Source organism: Bradyrhizobium daqingense (assembly GCF_021044685.1).
Classification (GTDB): Bacteria; Pseudomonadota; Alphaproteobacteria; order Rhizobiales; family Xanthobacteraceae; genus Bradyrhizobium; species Bradyrhizobium daqingense.
On sequence record NZ_CP088014.1, the window covers coordinates 229,052 to 250,880 of the forward strand.

Consider the following 21,829-nt stretch of genomic DNA (forward strand, 5'->3'; position numbering starts at 1 on the left):
CACCTGGCTGGCGGGCCAGGCGTCTCACGCCACCGCGCGCTCGCGATACATCGCCTCGATCTCGGCGGCGTAGCGCTTGTTCACGAAGCCGCGCTTCAGCTTCATGGTCGGCGTCAGCTCCTCGTCCTCGGGCGTCAGCTGGCGTTCGATCAGATAAAAACGCTTGATGCTCTCGACGCGGGCGAAATTGCCATTCACCTGCTCGATCTCGCGCCAGATCAGATCCTGGATCTCGACCGCCCGACACAGGCTGGCATAGTTGGTGAAGGGGATGTCGTGGTCCTGCGCGAACTTCTCGACATTCTCTTGGTCGATCATCACGAGGCAGGTGAGGTACGGCCGTTTGTCGCCGATCACCACGGCATCGGAGATGTAGGGCGAGAATTTGAGCTGGTTCTCGATCTCGGACGGCGTGATGTTCTTGCCGCCGGAGGTGATGATGATGTCCTTCATCCGATCCGTGACGCGGACGAAGCCTTCATTGTCGATGGTGCCGACGTCGCCGGTGTGCAGCCAGCCGCGGGAATCGATGGTCTCGGCAGTCTTCTCCGGCTGGTTCAGATAGCCCATGAACAGGAAGTCGCCCTTGATCAGGATCTCTCCCTCGGGCGACAGCATGACCTCGCCCCAGGGCACGGCCGTGCCGACAGAGCCGAGCTTGATCCGCTCCGCCGGCATCATGGTGGCAACCCCGCAATTCTCGGTCTGCCCGTAGACCTCATGGATGTCGATGCCGAGCGCGAGATACCAGCGGATCAACTCCGGCGCGATCGGCGCCGCGCCGGTGAAGGCGATGCGGCAGCGGTCGAGCCCGATCATGCGGCGAATGTTGCGGAATGCGATGCGATAGGCCAGACCGTTGGCGATGCGCAGCGACAGCGGCGGCGTCCTGCCCTCGAGCCGGCAATCGACCATGCGGTAGCCGATGTCGATGGCGCGGCGATAGACCCATTGCTGCAGCGGCGTCGCATCCTTCAGCGCGATGGTGATCGCGGAATAGAACTTTTCCCAGATGCGCGGCACCGCCAGGAAGACGGTCGGCTGTACCTCGCGCAGATTGTCAGGCACGGTTTCCTGGCTTTCGGCGAAATTCATCACCGAGCCGAGTGCGACCGAGATGTAGTAGCCGCCGATGCGTTCGGCGACATGGCAGAGCGGCAGGAAGATCAGCCGCTCCTCGTCCTCCTGCGCCGGAATGAAGTCGTTGGCGTGCCGCATCTGATGCGTCACGCTGCGGTTGGCGTGCATCGCGCCCTTGGGCGGGCCGGTCGTGCCCGACGTGTAGACGAGGATCGCGAGATCGCCGGCGCTGCGGCTGTCGATCATCTCCTGCCACAGCGCTTCGCGACCGACCATGTGGTTGCGCCCGAGCGCGCGAAACTCGTCGAGCGACAACACCATGTCGTCGGAGAAGCCGCTGAGGCCTTCCATGTCGAACACGATGATCTTCTGCAGGGTCGGGCAGCGGGTGCGGCAGGCGAGCACTTTGTCGAGCTGCTCCTCGTCCTCGACGAAGATCACCTTGGTGGCAGAATCGTTGACGAGATATTCCACCTGGGACGATGCATCGGTCGGGTAGATGCCGGAGGCGACGCCGCCGGCACACAGGATGCCCATGTCGGCGTGGACCCATTCGGGAACGGCATTGGCGATGATGGAGGCGACGTCGCCGGGCATGAAGCCGGAGGCACGAAGCGCATAGGCGACTTCCTTGGAGATCTCCAGCCATTCTCGCCAGCTCGTCGGCTGCCAGATGCCGAACTTCTTCTCGCGGATCGCCGGCCTGTCGCCCCGCGTCTCGGCGGCGCGCAGAAAGCTCTTCGCGATCGTATCAGCGACCGTCAGCACCGCCGGTCGGGTCATGCACCTCTCCTCCTCGTCGTCCTGCCTCCGCTGCCTGCCTTGCCGGCGGTCTGTCGTTGCGGATGGCAAGCTCATCTTACTGCCAGCTCGTTCTCACCGCCATGTCTTCTTCTTTTTCCAGCGCCGCTCGCCGCGCGCGCCCGCTTCCTTGGCACCAAGGTAGAATTCCTGGATGTCCTGGGAATGCATCAAGCGGTCGCAGGTGTCGTTCATCACGATGCGGCCGATCTCCAGGACATAGCCATAATGTGCGGTCTCCAGCGCCACCTTGGCGTTCTGCTCGACCAGCAGGATCGACATGCCCTGCTCCTCGTTGACGCGGCGGATGATGGTGAAGATCTCCTTCACCAGCAGCGGTGACAGGCCGAGGGAGGGCTCGTCGAGCAAGAGCAGCGCCGGCCGGTTCATCAGGGCGCGGCCGATCGCGAGCATCTGCTGCTCGCCGCCGGAGAGCTGGCCGGCCGGCTGGTTGATGCGCTCCTTCAGGCGGGGGAAATAGCCGTAGACCCGCTCCAGATCCTCCGCGACGCCGTCGCGGTCCCGGCGCGGATAGGCGCCCATCATCAAATTCTCGCGGACCGAGAGGAAGGGAAAGACTTCGCGGCCCTCCGGCACGTGGCTGAGGCCGAGCCGCACGATCCGGTCGGCCTCCATGCGCTGGATCGGCTTGCCCATGAACTCGATCGCGCCCTTTTGCGGGTCCAGGATACCGGAAATGGTCTTCAGCACCGTGGTCTTGCCGGCGCCATTGGCACCGAGCAGCGTGACGATGCGCCCGCGCGGCACCTCCAGCGAGATGCCGCGGATCGCCATGATCGGCCCGTAATAGCTCTCGATGTTCGAGAGCTTCAGGATGGTCTCGGGTGTCGTAGTCGCGTCCATCGCCTCAGGCTCCCAGATACGCAGCGACGACATCGGGATGCTGCTGCACCTCGGCCGGCGAGCCCATCGCCAGCACCCGGCCGTAGTTCAGCGCGATGACGCGGTCGGAGACGCGATTGACCAGCGACATGTCGTGCTCGACCATCAGCACGGTGACGCCGAGCTCGTTCTTCAGGTCGCGGATCCAGAACGACATGTCGTCGGTCTCCTCGACGTTGAGGCCGCTTGACGGCTCGTCGAGCAGGATCAGCTTCGGCTCCGAGCACAGCGCGCGAGCGAGCTCGATCACCTTGCGCACGCCATAGGGCAGGCCGGAGATGAGCTTGTCGCGATAAGGCTCGAGATCGAGGAATTCGATGACCTGCTCGACCCGGCGGCGGTGCAGCTTCTCGTTGGCGCGCACGCTGGGCAGGAACAGGAGCTCCTGCCAGAGCTGGGTGGTGGAATGGCGGTGACGGCCGACCAGCAGGTTCGACAGCACGGTCGCGTTCTCGAACAGCTCGATGTTCTGGAAGGTGCGGGCGATGCCGAGCTTGGCGATGTCGTAGGGCGGCTGCTCTGTGATGTCCTGGTCCTCGAAGAAGATGCGGCCCGAGGTCGGCCGGTAGATCCGCGAGATCAGGTTGAAGATCGAGCTCTTGCCGGCGCCGTTGGGGCCGATGATCGAGAGGATCTCGCCCTTCTCGACCGCGAAGGACACCGCATCGACTGCCTTGAGGCCGCCGAAGTGCAGCGACAGGTTCTCGGCGCGGAAATAGCTCATCGGTTGCGCTCCGACTTCACGTAGATCTTCTGCCGCTTGAAGGTGGCGCGCTTGTAGAGCGGGAACAGCTGGAAGAAGAGCTTGATCTTGAGCCAGCGGCCGTAGAGCCCGAGCGGCTCGAACAGCACGAACAGCACGATGATGATGCCGTAGATCGCGCCCTTCAGCCCGTTGAGCGAGGCGAAGGCGGCGACCTTGGACTGGATCTCGGCCGCGGTCGCCGTGCCCGCCCCGAACGCCGCGGCGATGCCGGCGATGATGCCGGGCATGTCGTCCTTCAGATAGGTCAGGAACGGATCGATCATCACGATGAAGATCGCACCCAGCACCGCACCATGCAGGCTGAAAGTGCCGCCGATCAGGATCACGATGATGAACTCGATCGAGAGCTGGAGCGTGAACATCTCCGGCGAGATGAAGGAGAGCTTGTGCGCGAACAGGACGCCGGCAAAGCCGGTGATCGCCGCCGAGATCGCGAACGACTTCACCTTGTAGAGCGCGACATTGACGCCCATGCTGCGCGCCGCCGTCTCGGAGTCGCGGATGGCGACGAAGGCGCGGCCGGTCGGCGAGCGCAGCAGATTGAGCGTGCCGACGATGGTCAGCACGAGAACGGCAAGGCACAGATAATAGAAGGTCGGGCTATCGCGCGGCACCGCGACGCCGAGCAGCGACAGCGTCTTGACCCGCATGCCCTCGTTGCCGTGGGTCACGCTCTCCCAGCGCGCCAGGATCTCCTCGACGATCAGGGCAAAGGAGATGGTGGCGATGACGAGATAGATGCCGGTCAGGCGCAAGGCGGGAAAGCCGACCAGCGCGCCGATGAAGCCGGTCAAAGCTCCGGCGGCGAGGAAGTAGACCGGGAACGGCACGTTGTATTTCTGCAAGTAGGCCGCAGTGTAGGCTCCGATCGCGAGGAACGCGGCGTGCCCGAGCGAGGCCTGGCCGGTGAAGCCGGTCAGGATCAGGAGCGCCACGCCGACGATCGCGTAGATGCAGACGAAGACGAGCTGGCTCATCACATAGCTGGACAGCACATGGGGCGCGATCAGCAGCAGCGCGATCAGGATGCCGTAGGAGACGACGTAGCCCGAATGCGGAAACAGTTTGATGTCGTCTTCATAGTCGGTCTTGAACAGGAAGCGCATGGCGTTCAGACCTTCTTGCGGACGTGGAGGCCGAACAGGCCTTCGGGCTTCAGGAGCAGCACGGCAAGCAGCACGAGATAGGGCGCGACGTCCTTCCAGCCCTCCGGCAGGTAGAAGCCCGCCATGCTCTCGATCACGCCGATCAGCACGCCGCCGACGACCGCGCCCGGGATCGAGCCGAAGCCGCCGAGCACCGCGGCCGGAAACGCCTTCAGGCCGAGCACGAGGCCGACATTGGAGTGGATGAACGTGATCGGCGCCAGCAGCACGCCGGCGCAGGTCGCGACCGCCGCGCTGATGGCCCAGACAATCGACACCACGCGCTTCACCGGAATGCCCATGTAGTAGGCCGCGAGCATGTTCTCGGAGCTGGCGCGCATCGCGGTGCCGAGCGTGGTCTTGTTGAAGAACAGCCACAACAGCGTGCACAGGATCATCGTCGCCGCAATCACCGAGAGCTTGTCATAGGCGAGCACCAGCGAGCCCATCCGCAGCACGCCCTGGCTGAACGGCGTCTCGATCTTGAGGTCGTCGGTGCCCCAGATCATGCCGGCGATCGAGCGCAGGAAATAGCCGAGCCCGATGGTGACCATGATGATGGAGAATTGGGGGTAGCCGAGGATCGGCCGCACCACGACCCGCTCCGCCACCATGCCGAACAGCGCCATGGCGGCCACCGCACCGGCAAAGCCGATCCAGTAGTTCAGGCCCATCATGCCGATGAAGGTAAATGCGAAGAAGCCGCCGAGCATCATCAGATCGCCCTGGGCGAAATTGACGACCTCCGTGGCCTTGTAGACGAGCACGAAGCCAAGCGCGATCAGGCCGTAAACGCAGCCGAGCGCAACACCGCTGACCAGCTGCTGAACAAAATCCAGCATCGACGCGCGTCCTCCCGATGCAGCCGTCGGTTCTTCGTGACCGCTTGCCGCATCTTGTGTCCAGTCGCTACGCAGTCGTTTCGCTGCGTTAGCACCATTTGTCCCAAGGCCAATTCAGCCTGAACCGCAATGCGCTGTCAACAAAGGGTGACTTGCTTTGGTCGGTCCCGGATGCCGGAATTAGTCGACCGTAGATTCACGGTGCCGAAACATCTTCACGTCATGGTCGCGGGCAATGCAAAACCGGATGGTATGGCCGTCATGAAGCCGGACAGCGCTGCGCTGGAAGTCCGAGGGTTAACCAAGCGTTTTGACCGCTTGGCGGTCGACGGCCTCGATCTCACGATTCATGCCGGCGAGTTCTATGCGCTGGTCGGCCCCAACGGTGCCGGCAAGACCACCAGCTTGCGCATGGTTGCGGGCCTGCTCAGACCCGATGCCGGCAGCGTCTCGATCTTCGGCATCGATGCGCTCCAGAACCCCGTTGCCGCCAAGCAGGTGATGGCGTGGGTCTCCGACGAGCCGATGATCTATGACAAGCTGACACCGCTCGAATATCTCGAATTCGTCGCGGGCCTCTGGGGCATCGTACCCTCGGCCTCAGAGCCGGTGGCGCAGGAGCTGCTCTATTCGCTCGGCCTCGCGCCGCACCGGCACGAGCGCTGCGAGGGCTTTTCCAAGGGCATGCGCCAGAAGGTGGCGCTCGCCGGCGCACTGGTGCACGATCCCCGCCTCATCATCCTCGACGAGCCGCTGACCGGCCTCGATGCCGTCTCCGCCCGTCATGTGAAGGGCCTGCTCGGCGCGCGCGTCCGCGCCGGCTGCACGGTCATCATGACCACGCATATACTCGAGGTCGCCGAGCGCATGGCCGACCGCATCGGCGTGATCGCATCGGGCCAGCTGGTCGCCGAAGGCACGCTCGACGAGCTGCGCCGGCAGAACGGCCATGCCGATACCAGCCTCGAGGATCTCTTCATCGCGCTGGTGACGCTTCCGGACGCCGCATGAGCTCGACGACCGCACTGTCCTGGTTCGCCCGCCACGAGCTCCGGCTCGCCTGGCGCGAATGGTTCGCCATGATGACGGGAGGCCGGCGCAAACGCACGCGCGCTGCAGTGATCGGCCTGCTCTGCTTCGCCGCGCTGCTGCACTTGCCGGCCTGGGCCGTGATCGGCCGTTTCGCCGACCTGCAACTGCCGCTCGACAAATCCTCGCTGATCGTGATCTCGGCGATGATTGTCCTGGCCTGGACCTTGATGCTGTCGCAGGCGATCGAATCGGTGACGCGGGTGTTCTACGCCCGCGCCGATCTCGACCTCATCATGTCCTCGCCGGCGAGGCTGGCCAATCTGTTCTCGGTGCGCATCGCCGCGATCGCGCTCAGCGTGACGATGATGGCGCTGTTGTTCTCGACGCCCTTCATCGACGTGCTTGTGATCGGCGGTGGCGCGCGCTGGCTCAGCGCGTTCGGCGTCGTGGTCGCGATGGGCCTGTCGGCCGCGGCGATCTCGATCGCCATCACCATCCTGCTGTTCCGGCTGATCGGCCCGGCACGGACCCGTCTCATCGCCCAGATCCTCGCCGCAATCATCGGCGCCGGCTTCGTGATCGCGCTCCAGGTCGCCGCGATCATGTCCTACGGCACGCTGTCGCGCTTCACCATCCTGACCTCGGGTAGCCTCGAAGCCTACGCACCCGACGTCGACAGCATCTGGTGGTGGCCGGCGCGCGCGGCCCTCGGCGACAGCGAGGCGTTGCTGCTGCTGCTGGCGTTCGGCCTGGTGCTGCTCGGAGGCGTCATGGCGATCTTTTCCGACCGCTTTGCCGACACCGCCATCGATGCGGCGGCCCATGGCGCATCCGGCCGCGTGCACGCCAAGGAGCGCCCGTTCCGCGGCGGATCGCGGCAGCAGGCGCTGCGGCGCAAGGAGTTCATGCTGCTGTGGCGCGATCCCTGGCTGATCTCGCAGACCCTGATGCAGCTGCTCTACCTGGTGCCGCCGGCGCTGCTGCTCTGGCGCAATTTTGCCGAGAGCTCCGCGGCACTGACGCTGATCACACCGGTGATCGTGATGGCGGCCGGACAGCTCGCCGGCGGGCTGGCCTGGCTGACGATCTCGGGCGAGGACGCCCCCGACCTCGTCGCCACCGCACCGCTGACGCCATCCAGCGTCACCCGCGCCAAGATCGAGGTCGTGCTGATCGCGATCGCCGCGATCTTCTGTCCGCTGATCGCGGCGCTCGCCTTCGCCTCGCCATTCCAGGCGGCGATCAGCGCCGGCGCCGTCCTGGTCAGCGCGGCCTCCGCCACCGCGATCCAGCTCTGGTTCCGGGTGCAGGCCCGGCGCAGCCAGTTCCGCCGGCGCCAGACCTCCTCGCGGCTTGCGACCTTTGCCGAGGCCTTCTCCTCGATCGGCTGGGCGGCCACTGCCGCGCTGCTGCTGGCCCTGCCCATCGCCGGCCTCGTCAGCGGCCTGATCACGGCCGGCCTCGTCGCAATCACCTGGAAGTTCAGCCCTAGGCGGGACTAGAAAGCGGGTGAGCCTCCTTGAAAGTAAGGCTAAATTACCTTACTTAAGGATGGCAAGAATTGAGGCTGCGATGAGTATTCTTACTGTCACGGCAAAGGGGCAGGTCACGCTCCGGAAGGATCTCCTGGAACACCTCGGTGTACATCCGGGCGACAAGATCTCGATAGAAAAACTTCCAGGGGGACGAGTTGAGGTGAAGGCCGCTCGACCTACCGGAAAGATTTCGGATGCCTTCGGCTTCCTGAAAGGAAAAACGAACGATCGATCACTGTCGATCGAGGAAATGAACGAAGTCATTGCTGACGGCTGGGCCGGTAAGCGATGAAGATGACACCTGACACCAATGTCCTGGTGCGGGTTCTGGTCGGAGATCATGCCGAACAGAGCAAGGTGGCCGAAGCCCTTCTCAAGAAGGCAGACCTCATCGCTATTTCGATCCCCGCATTGTGCGAGCTGACCTGGGTTCTCTCTCGAGGCTACAAGACTTCGGCTGCCAATATCGCGGCTTCGATCCGGCACTTGATCAATGCCTCCAATACGGTTGTTGACCGGCCCACGGCCGAGGCCGGATTGGCATTCCTCGAGGCCGGGGGTGATTTCGCCGATGGTGTCATCGCTCACGAGGGCGACTGGCTTGGAGCCGATACCTTCGTTTCTTTCGACAAGAGGGCCGTGAAACTGGTCGAGGCAAGCGGCGGATTGGCGCGGTTGGCCGGCGGCACATGACGCAAGGATAATTCGTCGATACACTCAGCAGGTCGTTGATGAGCGGCGGACGGTTTTCATGTTGCGACTCCTGCTGACGGCTTTTGCGTTTCTCGGCTCGCTGGCCGCACCTGTTCTCGCCCAGCAGCCACCACAGCGCAGCGAATGCCTGGCGATGGCGAACGCGGCGCCCCGCGCGATGCCGGTCGCGTTCCGGCAGGCAGCAGCGGCGCCCGGGGTCGAGATCACCTATGCCGGCCATTCCACCTATTTCATCGACACGCCCGGCGGCCTGCGCATCGCCACCGACTATAGCGGCGCCTATCAGGTCGGCCGGCTCCCCGACGTCGTCACCATGAACCGGGCCCACAGCACCCACTACACATTATTCCCGGATAAGCGCATTCCCCATGTGCTGCATGGCTGGAGCGAGGACGGCAAGCCGGCCATCGTCTCGACCCGCATCGGCGACACCATCATCCGCAACGTCACGACCGACATCCGCCGCTATTTCGGTGACGATGCCGGCAGCGACATGATCCGCGACGGCAACTCGATCTTCATCTTCGAGGTCGCTGGCCTCTGCATCGGGCATCTCGGCCATCTCCACCACAAGCTGGACGACAGCCATTTCGCCCAGATCGGGCGGCTCGACATCGTGATGGTGCCGATCGACGGCACCTACACCATGTCGCTGGGCGGCATCTCCGAGATCACCAAGCGGCTGCGCGCGTCCGTGGTGCTGCCGATGCATCGCTTCGCCACGCCGCTCGACGATTTCATGCGCCGGATCGGTCAGGACTTCGAGATCGACCGCCGTACCGAACGCTCGTTCCGGATGTCGCGGGATGCGCTGCCGTCGCAGCCAACCGTGATTATCCTCGACGGCGTCTGAGACGCAATTTTCTCCAAGTCCGCTGAAGCCGGTTCGTGCTGATCTCACCGCAAGAGGAGATCGACATGACGGACTTTGCGAGATTGTTGCACGCGGACGGACCAAACCCAGAGCATGCGGCTGCGCTCCAGCTTTACGGCCGCTTCGTCGGCGACTAGGATGCCGAGATCACAGCTCACGGCCCGGATGGAACGCGGCACACGGCGCCCGGCGAGATCCATTTCGGCTGGGTGCTGCAGGGACGTGCCGTGCAGGACGTCTGGATCATCCCCCGGCCCGCGGGCGCCCCGGCGTTTCCGATCGCCGGCAATTGGTACGGCACCACCTTGCGTATCTATGACCCCACCATCGCGGCGTGGCGGATTTCCTGGTTCGATCCCGGCCGTAGCCTGTTCCGCCAGCAGATCGGCCGTCCGCGGGGCGATGACATCGTGCAGGAAGGCACGACCGAGACGGGCGAACTGACGCGCTGGAGCTTCACGGAGATCACCGGCGATTCCTTCCATTGGCTTGGGGAGGTCAAGCCGGCTGCGGCGGCGGACTGGCGGCTGACGGTCGATGTAAGGGCAAAGCGGCGCAAGGGCTGACGACACCTCCGCTGTGCTCGCGATGACGGGTGCGGTTGCACGGCGCGCGCTGCTGCGCGTCGAGATGAAGTGCTAGGCTCCCGACACAAAAACAACGAGGGAGCGAACGTCGATGGCTGCAAGCGGGTTGCCTGGCAATACGAGCGGGCTGTTTGTCGAGCCGCGCGAGGACTGGCTCGCGCTGCACCAGGAGGAGATCATCGATCCGTCGCGGCCGATCGTCGATCCCCATCACCATCTCTGGAATCGCAGGCACCGCTATCTGATCGAGGAGATGGCCGCCGATATCGCGACCGGGCATAACGTCATTGCCACCGTTTATGTCGATTGCCGGTCGATGTACCGCGCGCGCGGGCCGGAGGCGTTCCGGCCCGTGGGAGAGGTCGAGTTCGCCAACGGCGTTGCTGCAATGAGCGCGAGCGATGCTTACGGCAAGGCCGCAATCTGCGCCGGCATCGTCAGCCACGCCAATCTGCTGCTGGGCGACGCCGCCAAGCCGGTGCTGGAAGCGGAGATCGCGGCCGGCAATGGCCGCTTCCGCGGCATCAGGCATTCCTCGGCCTGGGACGAGGACCCCGTCGTCGCCGGCATGTATGCCAACCGACCGAAAGGCCTGTTGCAGGATCCGGCCTTCCGCAAGGGCTTTGCTTGCCTCGCGCCGCTGAACCTCAGCTTCGACGCCTGGCTGTTCCACCCGCAGATCGGCGAGTTGACCGAACTGGCGCGCGCCTTTCCCGAGACCAGGATCGTGCTCGACCATTGCGGCGGCCCCGCCGGCGTCGGCCGCTTCGCAGGGCGCCGCGAGGAGGTGTTTCCGCAATGGCGCGCCTCGATCCAGGAAATCGCCAGATGCGAGAACGTGGTGGTGAAGCTCGGCGGGCTCGCCATGTGCCTGCTCGGCTGCGAATTCCATCTGCGCGACAGGCCGCCATCCTCAGAGGAACTCGCTGCCGCCTGGCGGCCCTATGTCGAAACCTGCATCGAGGCATTCGGCACCAAGCGCGCGATGTTCGAGAGCAACTTCCCGCCGGACAAGGGCCAGTGCAGCTACCAGGTGATCTTCAACGCCTTCAAGCGCATCGCATCGCCCCTCAGCGAGGCCGAGAAGACCGCGCTGTTCTCGCAGACCGCTATCGACGTCTATCGGCTCGAGCTGCCGTCATGACGAGAAGAGGGGCCGGGATGTTATCCCGACCCCTCTTCCGTCGTAGCCGCTGGGAAGCGTCCTTGAAACGTTGAGAGCTCTAGCCCGCGCCCATCAGCGAGGCCGGACGACGCTCGCCGCCGAAGGCGAAGATCTTCTTGAGCTTGTTGACGGCGCGGATCAGGAAGCCAATCATCACGGGATTGGTCTTGCGGCAGAACGCGATCTTCTTGACGTGGCCTTCGACATGCCATTTGGCATGCGCGCCGTCGCGGAAGAAGATGACGTCACCGGGGCCGTAGCGCTTCGGCGGCATGCCGTCGCTTTCGAGCACGATCGATCCTTCCATGATCATGATCGTCTCGTCGATATCGTAGTACCAGTTGAAGCGCCCTTCGGTGCATTGCCAAATGATGGTCTGGGCGGTGCCATCGGCACTGGTCGACAGGACGCGCGAGCGCGAGACCGGATTACCCTCGATGACCCAGGACGGCTCGATCGGCCGCAGTTCGAGGTCCACGTTGCTAGTACCGACTTCAATCAATGCGCGCGACATCTGCTTCCTCGGGAAATGATATTTGCGGCCGATCCGGGCCTGGATTGTTTCGAAAGATATTGGGACGCTAGTCATCCGTTTTTAATTCTTTCTTACATCGACTTCGAGAATCAGTCGGAAGCGACACGTGCTCACGGTTAACGTCGCAATTCCCTTGCAAATCCGCATACATGCCCTGGTCGTTTTCCCAGGTGCGACAAAAAGCGCGAAGGCACGGGCGGCGCCCTAGGCCTCCATGCTCCAACCTCGGATATGCCGGTGGCCCGCGCGTGTTGCTATGAGCACGCGAGCTCTTCAAGGACCGGCGCACGAGCTTTGGCCCGTGAATGGGCCACGGAATGTCGCCGCGTTCACCTGCAGAAGGGAGATACGCCCTACTTCGCCCACTCGCCCTTGCGGAACACCGGCACCTTGCTGCCGTCGGCGAGGATGCCGTCGATGTCGGTCTCGGCCGAGCCAATCATCCAGTCGATGTGGATCAGGCTCTGGTTGCCGCCTTGCGCCGCGATCTGCTGCGGCGTGAGCTGCGCGCCGTTGACGAAGCATTTCGAGTAGCACTGGCCGAGCGCGATGTGCGAGGCCGCGTTCTCGTCGAACAGAGTGTTGTAGAACAACAATCCGCTCTGCGAGATCGGCGAGGAATGCGGCACCAAGGCCACCTCGCCGAGGCGGCGCGCGCCCTCGTCGGTGTCGAGCACCTTGTTCAGCACCTCCGAACCGCGCGAGGCCTTTGCGTCGACGATCTTGCCGTCCTCGAAGCGCACCGCGATGTTGTCGATCAGCGTGCCCTGGTAGGACAGCGGCTTGGAGCTCACGACGTGACCGTAGACCCGGCGGCAATGCGGCGTGGTGAAGACCTCTTCGGTCGGGATGTTGGCGTTGCAGCTGATGCCGTTCTTGGAGAGCGAGGCGCCGCCCTCCCATTCGTGGCCGTCGGCAAGGCCGATGGTGAGGTCGGTGCCAGGTCCCGAATATTGCAACGCGCGAAAGCGCTGGCCGTTGAGCCAGTTGGTGCGCTCGCGCAGCACGGCATTGTGGCTCGCCCAATTGGCCATCGCGTCCTCGCGGTCGACGCGGGACGCCGCAAAGATGGCATCGGCGAGCTTGCCGATCGCGACATCTTCCGGCTCGTTCGGAAACACCTGCTTGGCCCAGGACGGGCTGGGATAGGCGATGATGTTCCAGTTGGTGTCGAAATTGACGATTTTCTCGAGCGCCGGCTGGTAGGCCATGGAATTGGCCTTGCTGGCGCGCGCCACCTTGGACGGATCCTCGCCCGACAGCAGCATCGGATTGTCGCCGACGATGGCGAGCCGTGCGGTGTTGTCCGAAAAGGCCTTGGCCATGCCCTCGTAGAGCCAGCCGGCGGCACGGTCGAAGCTGTCGTCGTGGCCGTGGCGGTAACGCGCCAGCGTCATCTCCTCGTCCGACAGGATCGGCGTCACGATGCCGGCGCCGGCCTTGTAGGCGTGCACGGCGATCCGCCGCACCAGCGGCAGCGCGATCGCAGGCGCCGTCAGAAGCAGATCCTGTCCCGGTCGCAAGCCCAGGCCCACCTTCACCGCCACCTCGGCCAGCCGGTCGAGTTTCGCGGGATCGATGGGAGTAGCGGAATTGCGGTGATCGGTCATGCGGGTCCCTCTGCCGGAAGTCTCTCGTTCAATCTAAGTCTAGCATCGCGAGGCGCAAGTGCGCGAGCACCTTGCGAGACCGACAAGATACGCAGTTTCGCGCATATTGGTTTTCAACGCGTTGCCGATTTCAGCACCCGGTCGACCATGGCGGGCGCAAGGCCGAGGTAATTTTTCGGTGAGGTGAGCGCCTCGATTGTGACGCGGTCGATGCGGCTCGAGACGCGCGCATCGGACGACAGCGCATCCGCCAGGCTCAAGCCTTCGTCATTGGCGAGCCGGCAGGCATCGTAGACCACGTCATGCGCCTCCTGCCGCCCGATCTGCGGCGCCAGCCCCATCATGACCGCTTCGGCGACGATCAGGCCACGGCTGACGGCGAGATTGTCGTTCATCTTCGCCTCGTCCACGATGAGGCCCGCGAGCGCGAACTTCGCCTGGTGCAGCGCGCCGGCCGTCAGCACGAAGCTTTCGGGGATCGCCATCCATTCGGCGTGCCAGGGACCGGTGGCGCGCTCGAAATCCTGCACCATGGCATCGAGCATCAAGCCCGCGTGCTGGCGCACCGCCTTGGATGCCGCGAGCATCAGTTCGGAGGAGATCGGGTTGCGCTTCTGCGGCATGGTCGAGGAGGCGCCGCGGCCTTTGACGAAGGGTTCATAGACCTCCGCGAATTCGGTGGAGGCCATGATCATGATGTCGAGCGCGATCTTGCCGAGTGAACCGGTGACGAGCGCCAGGAAATTCACGGCCTCGGCAAAGCCGTCGCGCGCGACGTGCCAGGTCGAGGCGGGAACGCCGAGCTTCAATTCGGCGCACAGAGCTTCCTGCACCTCGAATCCCTTGTCGCCGAGCGAGGCCAGCGTGCCGGCGGCGCCCGCAAACTGACCGACCAGGACACGTGGCTTCAATTGCGCCAGACGTTCGGCATGGCGGTCGAACATCGCGAGCCAGATCGCGGTCTTGTAGCCAAACGTCACCGGCAGCGCCTGCTGGAGATGGGTGCGGCCCGCCATCGGCGTGTCGCGGTATCGCTTCGACAGGTCGGCCAGAATGCGGCGGAGCTCGGCAATGTCCCTTTCGACGATCGCGAGCGCGGCACGCAGCTGCAGGACCACAGCGGTGTCCATGATGTCCTGCGTGGTCGCACCCCAGTGCACATAGCGGCCGGCCTCGCCGCATTGCTTCACCATCTGATGCACCAGGGGGAGAATCGGATAGCCGACGATGTCGGTCTCCTGCCGCAACAGCTCGAAATCGAGTGCGGTGACATTGGTCCGCGCCGAAATTTGGTCGGCGGCGTCCTGCGGGATCACGCCGCATCTGGCCTCCGCCTTCGCCAGCGCCACCTCGACCTCGGCATAGCGCGCCACCAGCGCGACATCGGAAAACACCTCCCGCATCTCGGGCGTGCCGAAGGCGTCGCGGAAAAGCATGGAGTCGATCACGGTGGTGGAGGCGGGAAAAGCGGGCATGGCGTTTCTTCGTGGTTGATGTGTGCGTGTGAAGGCAGCTTACGCAGGCCACACTGTTCGGCAATGGACAATGGCATTCCCCCGGTCATTCCGGGGGCGCCGAAGCGGGCCCGGAATGACCAGACAGAGCCCAAAGCCACCTTGTGTGAGGCCCTCTTCCCGTCCCAACAGCGTGACCTCGATCACGCAATCGTGGTGAACCGGATTGACCGTTCGGCGGACTTACATACTTCGAGTCGAAGTCCATTTTGATTTTGTCATTGCCTGCTGTCTTTCTGAGCCCAGAGTTTTCGACGTGCAGTTTATGTTCCAGGACCATCTTCTCGACACCGACCGGCGCGAGCTGAGCCGCGAGCAGGTTCCCATTGCCGTGGAACCGCAGGTTTTCGATCTGGTCGTCCATCTCATGGAAAATCGCGACCGGGTGGTCAGCAAGGATGAGCTGATCGACAAGATCTGGCACGGCCGCAGCGTGTCGGAATCCACGCTGACCAGCCGGATCAACGCGGCGCGCAAGGCGATCGGCGACAACGGGGCCAACCAGGCGTTGATCCGCACCATCGCGCGCAAGGGCTTTCGCTTTGTCGGCGACGTCGAGGCAAAGCGCGGCGCGGTCGCACCGGAGCCCGGCCTCGCGGCGCAGACGCCGCAGACCACGCTCGCCCTGCCCGACCGGCCCGCGATCGCGGTGCTGCCCTTCACCAATATGAGCGGCGACCGCGAGCAGGATTATTTCTCCGACGGCATCAGCGAGGACATCATCACCGCACTGTCGAAGCTGCGCTGGTTCTTCGTCGTCGCGCGCAACTCCTCCTTCGTCTACAAGGGCCGCGCCGTGCACCTCCACGAGGTCGCCCGCGAGCTCGGCGTGCGCTACGTGGTCGAAGGCAGCGTGCGACGCAGCGGTGAGCGGCTGCGCATCTCGGCCCAGCTCAACGACGTCTCGACCGGCAGCCATCTCTGGGCCGAGCGCTACGATCGCGAGCTCGCCGACATCTTCGCCGTGCAGGACGAGATCACGGAGGCGATCGTCGCCGCGATCGAGCCGCAGCTTTATGCCGCCGAGAGCTTTCGCGCCCAACGCAAGCCGCCGGGCAGCCTGGACGCCTGGGACCTCGTGATGCGCGCTCTGTCGCATCACTGGCGCAGCACGCGCGAGGACAATGCCGCCGCGCAACGACTGCTCGAACAGGCCGTCGCGATCGATCCCAGCTATGGCAAGGCGCTCGGCCTGCTCGCAACCAGCCATATCTTCGGCGCCCATATGGGCTGGGCCGACATGCCCACGACCATCCCGATTGCCGAACGCGCGGCACTGGCCGCAGTGGAAGCCGATCGCGACGACGCCTGGGCCCATCACGGCCTCGCCTATACCTATCTGTTCCGCCGCCGTTTCGAGGATGCACTGGCGGAGTTCGAGCTGGCCTTGAGCCTCAATCCGAATTTCGCGATGGCGCACGCCTTCTATGGCGTGACCTTGTGCTATGCGGGACGATGGCAGGAGGGCGATGCCGCCGCGCGCCGAGCGCTGCGGCTCAGTCCACGCGATCCGCTGGCGGCGATCTATTGTGGCGTTGCGGCCTATGCCCGGTTCGTCGGCTGCGACTACGAAGGCGCCATGCAGATGGCGCGTGAGTCGCTCCGGCAACGCGGCGATTTCGTCGGCGCGCATCGCGTGCTGACGGCCGCCGCCGGCATGTCAGAAAATTCGGCGCTTGCCGCGTCCGCCCTGGAAGGCCTGCGCCGCGCCCAGCCCGGCATTTCGCTCGCCTGGATCACCCGCGAGCTGCCGATGCTGCGAGACGAAGACCGCGCGCACTATCTGGAAGGATTGCGGCGCGCGGGGATGCGTTAGGAAGAGCCGTGCCCTACTCCTGCATCATCTCGCCGCTGCCGCCGAACTCGGCGGGAAAATCCTTCAGCTTGGGCAGGCCGTCGCGCATCGGCAGCACCGTCTCGGCGTAGTTGACGTGGACGCCGGGCGTGAATGCGAGCGTGGGAATGGTGGCGGTGAAGACGTCCACCAGTCCGAGCGGCGGATGGTTGGTCATGAGATGACCGCCGCACTTCCTGCAGAACTTGCGCTGGCTCAGCGGCGTCTTGGCGAAGGTTTCGACATTCTGGGCGCCTTCGGTGATGCGCACGGCCTCCGGCTTCCAGAGGCTGAAGGCGTTCACCGGCCCGCCCGACCATGAGCGGCAGGAGCGGCAATGGCAATAGCCCATCGCCTCCGGCGCACCGGTGACCTCGACCGTGACGGCGCCGCAGAAGCAGTTTCCGACATGTTTCATTGGTTTCTCCCTGACTCAGGATCGATAGCGGACGTCGGGCGCCACGCGTCCTTCTTCGGTGGACGCGTGGCGCAAGGCGAAGACTATACCGATCTGCGCCAGGGGATAAGCATCGACACGCGTTGTTTGTACTGCCGGTACTCGTCGCCGAAGAGAGCCACGAGGTCGCGTTCCTCCAGCGCGATGCCGACGAAGATGTAAAGCGTGGTCACGGCGGCGAACAGCAGGTGGCCCGCGGTCATGACCGGTGCCGCCCAGAACGCGATGATGAAGCCGAGATAGATCGGATGGCGCACGAATTTGTAGAGCAGCGGCGTCTTGAAGCGCGGCGCCTCCGCTTCCTTGCCGACGAGGTGATTGGTCACCTGATGCAGGCCGAACAACTCGAAATGGTTGATGATGAAGGTCGAGGTGAACACCAGCACCCAGCCGGCAAAGGCCAGCGTGACCACCGTCACGGCGAGATCGGGATTCTGAATCTCCCATATGACCGCCGGCAGCGGACGCCACTGCCAGAACAGGAGGAGCAATGACAGGCTCGCCAGCAGCACATAGGTGCTGCGCTCGACAGGCTTCGGGACGAACTGCGTCCACCACACCTTGAAGCCCTGGCGCGCCATCACGCTGTGCTGGATCGCAAACAGCGCCATCAGGAGGAGATTGACGATGATGGCTTCGAGCGGTGGCGTCGCGGTTCCCGTGTCGATGGTCTTCGGCACCACCAGCCCCATGACGAAGCCGATAGCGTAGAGAATGGTCACGAAAAACACGACATATGCCGTAATTCCGTACAGAAAGGCGATGAACTTGGAAATGCGTGAGCCCGCAACCTCCGGGCAGATCGAATGAACCTGGTGCTCAATTTGGGACATGAAAAACTCCCTTGTGGCAAAAAGCAGTGACAATTCGTTGGTCGGCGCACCCTGCACCCGCGACGGGGACAAGACTTTCGCGGACGGTTTATTTTCGCCTGAGACGCCTTTGATTTTAGCTTGAGACGACAAGAACGTGCGATTCCGCTTTGAAAACAACGTGCTCGACGGCGACTTGCGGGAGCTCACGCGCGACGGGGCGGCCGTGCCGCTGCAGCCGCAAGTGTTCGATCTGTTGCTCTACCTGGTCGCGCAACGCGCGCGAGTGGTCAGCAAGGATGACCTGATCAGGCAGATCTGGAGCGACCGCATCGTCTCGGACTCCGCACTCAACAGCCGGATCAACGCCGCGCGCAAGGCGATCGGTGACGACGGCGCGACCCAGCGGCTGATCAAGACCATTCCGCGCAAGGGTTTTCGTTTCGTCGGGGACATCCGCGAAGACATCCGCGAAAACCCGGCAGCTTCGCCTGCGCAGGCTGAATCCGCTCCTGCCCGGCCGCGCACGGCGGCGGACCGCCCGGCGGTCGCGGTGCTCGCGTTCGAGAACATGAGCGGCGATCCCGAGCAGGATTATTTCGGCGACGGAATCAGCGAGGACATCCTCACCGCGCTGTCGAAACAGCGCTGGTTCATGGTGATCGCCCGCAATTCGTCCTTCACCTACAAGGGCCGCGCGGTCCACATCAGGCAGGTCGCCGAGGAGCTCGGCGTCCGCTACGTCGTCGAAGGCAGCGTTCGCAAGGCGGGCAACCGGGTGCGCATCACCGCCCAGCTCAACGACGCTACGTCGGGGAGCCATCTCTGGGCCGAACGCTATGATCGCGACTTGGTCGACGTCTTCGCCGTGCAGGACGAGATCACCAACGCGATCGTCGCAGCCATCGAGCCGCAGATCCTTGCTGCGGAGGATTTCCGCGCGAAGCGCAAGCCGCCGGCGAGCCTCGATGCATGGGACCTGCTGATGCGGGCGCTGTCGCATTACTGGCGCGTGACGCGTGGGGATCACGAGGCCGCCCGGGCGCTGCTGGAGCGCGCCATCGGCATCGATCCGAATTATGGTCAGGCGCTCTCGGTGCTGGCGGCGAACCACATGTTCGGCGTGCATCTCGGCTGGGCCGATCTTGCCGTGGTGGCGCCGGCCGCGGAAGCCGCCGCGCTCGCGGCCGTGCGCTGCGACCATGAGGACGCCTGGGCGCATGCCGCGCTCGGGAGCGTCTGCTTCTCGACCCGCAGGCTGGCCGGCGCACTGTCCGAGTTCGAGCAGGCGCTCGCGCTCAATCCAAACTTCTCGCTGGCGCAGGGCTATTACGCGCTGGCCTTGTCCTATGCCGGACGCACGAAGGAGTCATTCGAGGCCGCGCAGAAGGCCATCCGGCTCTCGCCGCGCGACCCCTCGCTGGCGATCTATCACGGCATCGCCGCCTATGCGCGCTTCACCGAGCGGCACTATGACGAGGCGATCGCGCTGGCGCGCGAGGCGATCCGCCACCGCGGCGACCTCACCGGCGCCTATCGCGTGCTCGCGGTCTCCGCCGGCATGACCGGCGACGGGATGCTGGCGGAGATGGCGCTGGGCGAGCTGCGCCGCACCCAGCCCGGCATCTCGCTGCACTGGATCGCGACGCAATTGCCGTGGGCCAATGACGCCGACCGCGACCACTATCTGGAAGGATTCCGGCGGGCGGGCCTGCGGTAGACGACCGGATCAAAATCCGGAGCGCGGCCCCTGAGCGGCGACCTGCCGCGACGCTGTGTCGCTAGTCGCAGCTCCCTGTCGGCCAACGACCGACACGACGAGTGCGCCGGCGATAAGAGGCCGATTCACCAAAACAGGACGCGCTGTACATTTTTTGTGCGAACGCTGTCGAGACTTTCATCTTGCGGCGCCGAACGGGACTGTGTGAGCCTCGATATCGGATGGGGACTGGGATGGCCTGCCGTCGCTTTGCGCGCGAGGACGCTGCAAAGCGTTCACGGTTGGTCTTCGCTTGGGAAAGATAAGACATGCCGAAACGAGTGTTGCTTGGTCTCCTCCTGGCTTGCGGCCTCACGGCCCCCGCACTGGCGCAAGAGCCGAAAACGGGAGGCGTGATCAATGCCGTGATCCAGCCCGAGCCGCCCGGCCTGATGCTTGCGCAGGTCCAGAACGGCCCGACCCAGATGGTGTCGGGCAATATCTTCGAGGGGCTATTGCGCTACAGCCCCAAGCTCGAGCCTCTGCCTGAGCTTGCTGAGAGCTGGAGCGTGAGCGAGGACGCCAAAACCTACACTTTCAAGCTCAGGAAGGGCGTGACGTGGCATGACGGCAAGCCTTTCACCGCCGCCGACGTGCTGTTCTCGATCGAGATGCTGAAGCAGACGCATGCCCGCGCCCGCACCAATTTGGCGCAGGTCGACAAGATCGAGACGCCGGACGATTACACGGTGGTGTTCACGCTGAAGCAGCCGTTCGGCCCGTTCCTCGGCATCTTCGAGGTCGGCTCGATGCCGATGGTGCCGAAGCATCTCTATGACGGCACCGACTGGAAGACCAACCCCTACAACAACGCGCCCATCGGCACCGGCCCCTTCATGTTCAAGGAATGGCAGAAGGGCTCGTTCATCCGCCTGGTCAAGAATCCGAACTACCACGAGAAGGGCAAGCCCTATATCGACGAGATCTACTGGCAGATCATCCCCGACGCCGCGGCGCGCTCGGTGGCCTTCGAGACCGGCAAGGTCGACGTGCTGCCCGGCGGCTCGGTCGAGAATTTCGACGTGCCGCGGCTGTCCAAGCTGAAGGACACTTGCGTCACCGGCGCCGGCTGGGAGTTCTTCTCGCCGCTGTCCTGGCTCTGGCTCAACAACCGTCAGGGTCCGCTCGCCGACAAGCGGGTGCGGCAGGCGATCATGTATGCGATCGATCGCGACTTCGCCAAGGACGTGATCTGGAACGGGCTCGGCAAGGTCGCGACCGGCCCGTCCGCCTCGACCATCAAATACTACACCGACGACGTGAAGAAATACCCGTACGACCCGGCCAAGGCCAAGGCGCTGCTGAAGGATGCCGGCTACAAGGGCGAGAAGATCCGCCTGTTGCCGCTGGCCTATGGCGAGACCTGGCAACGCTGGGGTGAGGCCGTGAAGCAGAACCTGCAGGACGTCGGCATCAACATCGAGACGATCGCCACCGACGTTGCCGGCGGCAACCAGAAGATCGGCGATTGGGACTACGACATCGCCTTCACCTATCTCTACCAGTATGGCGATCCGGCGCTCGGCGTCGGCCGCAACTACATCTCCAGCAACATCGCCAAGGGACAGGTCTTCAACAACGTCGAGGGCTATTCCAACCCGGAGATCGACAAGCTGTTCGCCGACGGGGCGGTTGCCACGCCGGACTCCAAGCGCAAGGAGATCTACGAGAAGGCGCAGAAGATCCTGGTCGAGGACGTGCCGGTGGCCTGGATGCTCGAGCTGCAATTCCCGACGATCACGCGGTGCAAGGTCAAGAACCTGATCACCACGGGCATCGGCGTCAACGACGGCTTCAAGGACGCATGGCTCGACAAGTGAGGGGCCGCTCCCTTTCCCTGTCCCCGCTTGCGGGGAGAGGGAGC

19 protein-coding genes and 1 pseudogene are annotated in these 21,829 nt (G+C 64.2%); 10 read left to right on the plus strand and 10 right to left on the minus strand.

The genetic code is table 11. From position 1 onward, the window contains the following. Positions 1–24: 24 nt before the first annotated feature. The 5 genes from LPJ38_RS01050 to LPJ38_RS01070 all read right to left on the minus strand — a co-directional run bounded on the left by LPJ38_RS01050 (position 25) and on the right by LPJ38_RS01070 (position 5,537). Positions 25–1,863 (minus strand): AMP-dependent synthetase/ligase, encoded by a 1,839-nt coding sequence (locus LPJ38_RS01050; RefSeq protein WP_145630731.1) that lies wholly within the window; start codon positions 1,861–1,863, stop codon positions 25–27. 93 nt (positions 1,864–1,956) lie between these two features. Continuing rightward, positions 1,957–2,745 carry an ABC transporter ATP-binding protein gene (locus LPJ38_RS01055; protein ID WP_145630927.1) on the minus strand — a complete coding sequence of 263 codons (789 nt, stop codon included), beginning with the start codon at positions 2,743–2,745 and terminating at the stop codon, positions 1,957–1,959. Between the two features lie 4 nt (positions 2,746–2,749). After that, positions 2,750–3,508: an ABC transporter ATP-binding protein gene (locus LPJ38_RS01060; RefSeq protein WP_145630730.1), complete on the minus strand. Its 759-nt coding sequence runs from the start codon at positions 3,506–3,508 to the stop codon at positions 2,750–2,752. Continuing rightward, positions 3,505–4,656 (minus strand): branched-chain amino acid ABC transporter permease, encoded by a 1,152-nt coding sequence (locus LPJ38_RS01065; RefSeq protein ID WP_145630729.1) that lies wholly within the window; start codon positions 4,654–4,656, stop codon positions 3,505–3,507. Before LPJ38_RS01065 ends, LPJ38_RS01060 begins: the two co-directional genes overlap by 4 nt. Before the next feature lie 5 nt (positions 4,657–4,661). Continuing rightward, entirely contained in the window at positions 4,662–5,537 is an 876-nt protein-coding gene (locus tag LPJ38_RS01070) for a branched-chain amino acid ABC transporter permease (protein ID WP_060737254.1), read from the minus strand. 261 nt (positions 5,538–5,798) lie between these two features. On the opposite strand from LPJ38_RS01070, the gene LPJ38_RS01075 reads away from it, so the two are divergent. From LPJ38_RS01075 to LPJ38_RS01105, 7 genes and pseudogenes are all read left to right on the plus strand, one after another. Then, positions 5,799–6,548 carry an ABC transporter ATP-binding protein gene (locus tag LPJ38_RS01075; protein ID WP_167520404.1) on the plus strand — a complete coding sequence of 250 codons (750 nt, stop codon included), beginning with the start codon at positions 5,799–5,801 and terminating at the stop codon, positions 6,546–6,548. Beyond that, entirely contained in the window at positions 6,545–8,071 is a 1,527-nt protein-coding gene (locus tag LPJ38_RS01080) for a permease (RefSeq protein ID WP_145630727.1), read from the plus strand. The genes LPJ38_RS01075 and LPJ38_RS01080 overlap by 4 nt, the downstream gene beginning before the upstream one ends. 70 nt (positions 8,072–8,141) lie before the next feature. Then, positions 8,142–8,396 carry an AbrB/MazE/SpoVT family DNA-binding domain-containing protein gene (locus LPJ38_RS01085; protein WP_008541362.1) on the plus strand — a complete coding sequence of 85 codons (255 nt, stop codon included), beginning with the start codon at positions 8,142–8,144 and terminating at the stop codon, positions 8,394–8,396. Further along, positions 8,393–8,797, plus strand: a complete 405-nt coding sequence (locus LPJ38_RS01090) for a type II toxin-antitoxin system VapC family toxin (protein WP_145630726.1) — start codon at positions 8,393–8,395, stop codon at positions 8,795–8,797. The genes LPJ38_RS01085 and LPJ38_RS01090 overlap by 4 nt, the downstream gene beginning before the upstream one ends. 58 nt (positions 8,798–8,855) lie before the next feature. Further along, complete coding sequence (locus tag LPJ38_RS01095) at positions 8,856–9,671, plus strand: MBL fold metallo-hydrolase (protein WP_145630725.1); 816 nt, start codon at positions 8,856–8,858, stop codon at positions 9,669–9,671. 65 nt (positions 9,672–9,736) lie between these two features. Then, a pseudogene (locus LPJ38_RS01100) lies at positions 9,737–10,258 on the plus strand (hypothetical protein). Positions 10,259–10,370: 112 nt separating this feature from the next. Then, positions 10,371–11,423 (plus strand): amidohydrolase family protein, encoded by a 1,053-nt coding sequence (locus LPJ38_RS01105; RefSeq protein WP_145630724.1) that lies wholly within the window; start codon positions 10,371–10,373, stop codon positions 11,421–11,423. Positions 11,424–11,502: 79 nt separating this feature from the next. On the opposite strand, the gene LPJ38_RS01110 is transcribed toward LPJ38_RS01105, so the two are convergent. From LPJ38_RS01110 to pcaB, 3 genes are all read right to left on the minus strand, one after another. After that, positions 11,503–11,958, minus strand: coding sequence for a cupin domain-containing protein (locus tag LPJ38_RS01110; protein WP_145630723.1), 456 nt, complete (start codon positions 11,956–11,958; stop codon positions 11,503–11,505). 374 nt (positions 11,959–12,332) lie between these two features. Beyond that, on the minus strand, positions 12,333–13,589 hold the full coding sequence (locus LPJ38_RS01115; RefSeq protein ID WP_145630722.1) for an aminopeptidase: 1,257 nt from the start codon (positions 13,587–13,589) through the stop codon (positions 12,333–12,335). 113 nt (positions 13,590–13,702) lie between these two features. Then, positions 13,703–15,064, minus strand: coding sequence for a 3-carboxy-cis,cis-muconate cycloisomerase (gene pcaB / locus LPJ38_RS01120; protein WP_145630721.1), 1,362 nt, complete (start codon positions 15,062–15,064; stop codon positions 13,703–13,705). Between the two features lie 295 nt (positions 15,065–15,359). Here pcaB and LPJ38_RS01125 point away from each other — a divergent pair, with 295 nt between their 5' ends. After that, complete coding sequence (locus LPJ38_RS01125; RefSeq protein ID WP_145630720.1) at positions 15,360–16,919, plus strand: winged helix-turn-helix domain-containing tetratricopeptide repeat protein; 1,560 nt, start codon at positions 15,360–15,362, stop codon at positions 16,917–16,919. A gap of 13 nt (positions 16,920–16,932) precedes the next feature. Here the strand turns inward: LPJ38_RS01125 and LPJ38_RS01130 are convergent, their stop codons facing one another. Further along, the gene (locus LPJ38_RS01130) at positions 16,933–17,355 is read right to left on the minus strand and encodes a GFA family protein (protein ID WP_061850608.1); all 423 of its coding nucleotides are present in this window, start codon (positions 17,353–17,355) and stop codon (positions 16,933–16,935) included. A gap of 83 nt (positions 17,356–17,438) precedes the next feature. Beyond that, positions 17,439–18,227: a methanethiol S-methyltransferase gene (gene mddA, locus LPJ38_RS01135; protein WP_145630719.1), complete on the minus strand. Its 789-nt coding sequence runs from the start codon at positions 18,225–18,227 to the stop codon at positions 17,439–17,441. 136 nt (positions 18,228–18,363) lie between these two features. On the opposite strand from mddA, the gene LPJ38_RS01140 reads away from it, so the two are divergent. Then, positions 18,364–19,926 carry a winged helix-turn-helix domain-containing tetratricopeptide repeat protein gene (locus LPJ38_RS01140; RefSeq protein WP_145630718.1) on the plus strand — a complete coding sequence of 521 codons (1,563 nt, stop codon included), beginning with the start codon at positions 18,364–18,366 and terminating at the stop codon, positions 19,924–19,926. Between the two features lie 308 nt (positions 19,927–20,234). Continuing rightward, on the plus strand, positions 20,235–21,785 hold the full coding sequence (locus LPJ38_RS01145) for an ABC transporter substrate-binding protein (protein ID WP_145630717.1): 1,551 nt from the start codon (positions 20,235–20,237) through the stop codon (positions 21,783–21,785). Positions 21,786–21,829: the final 44 nt, after the last annotated feature.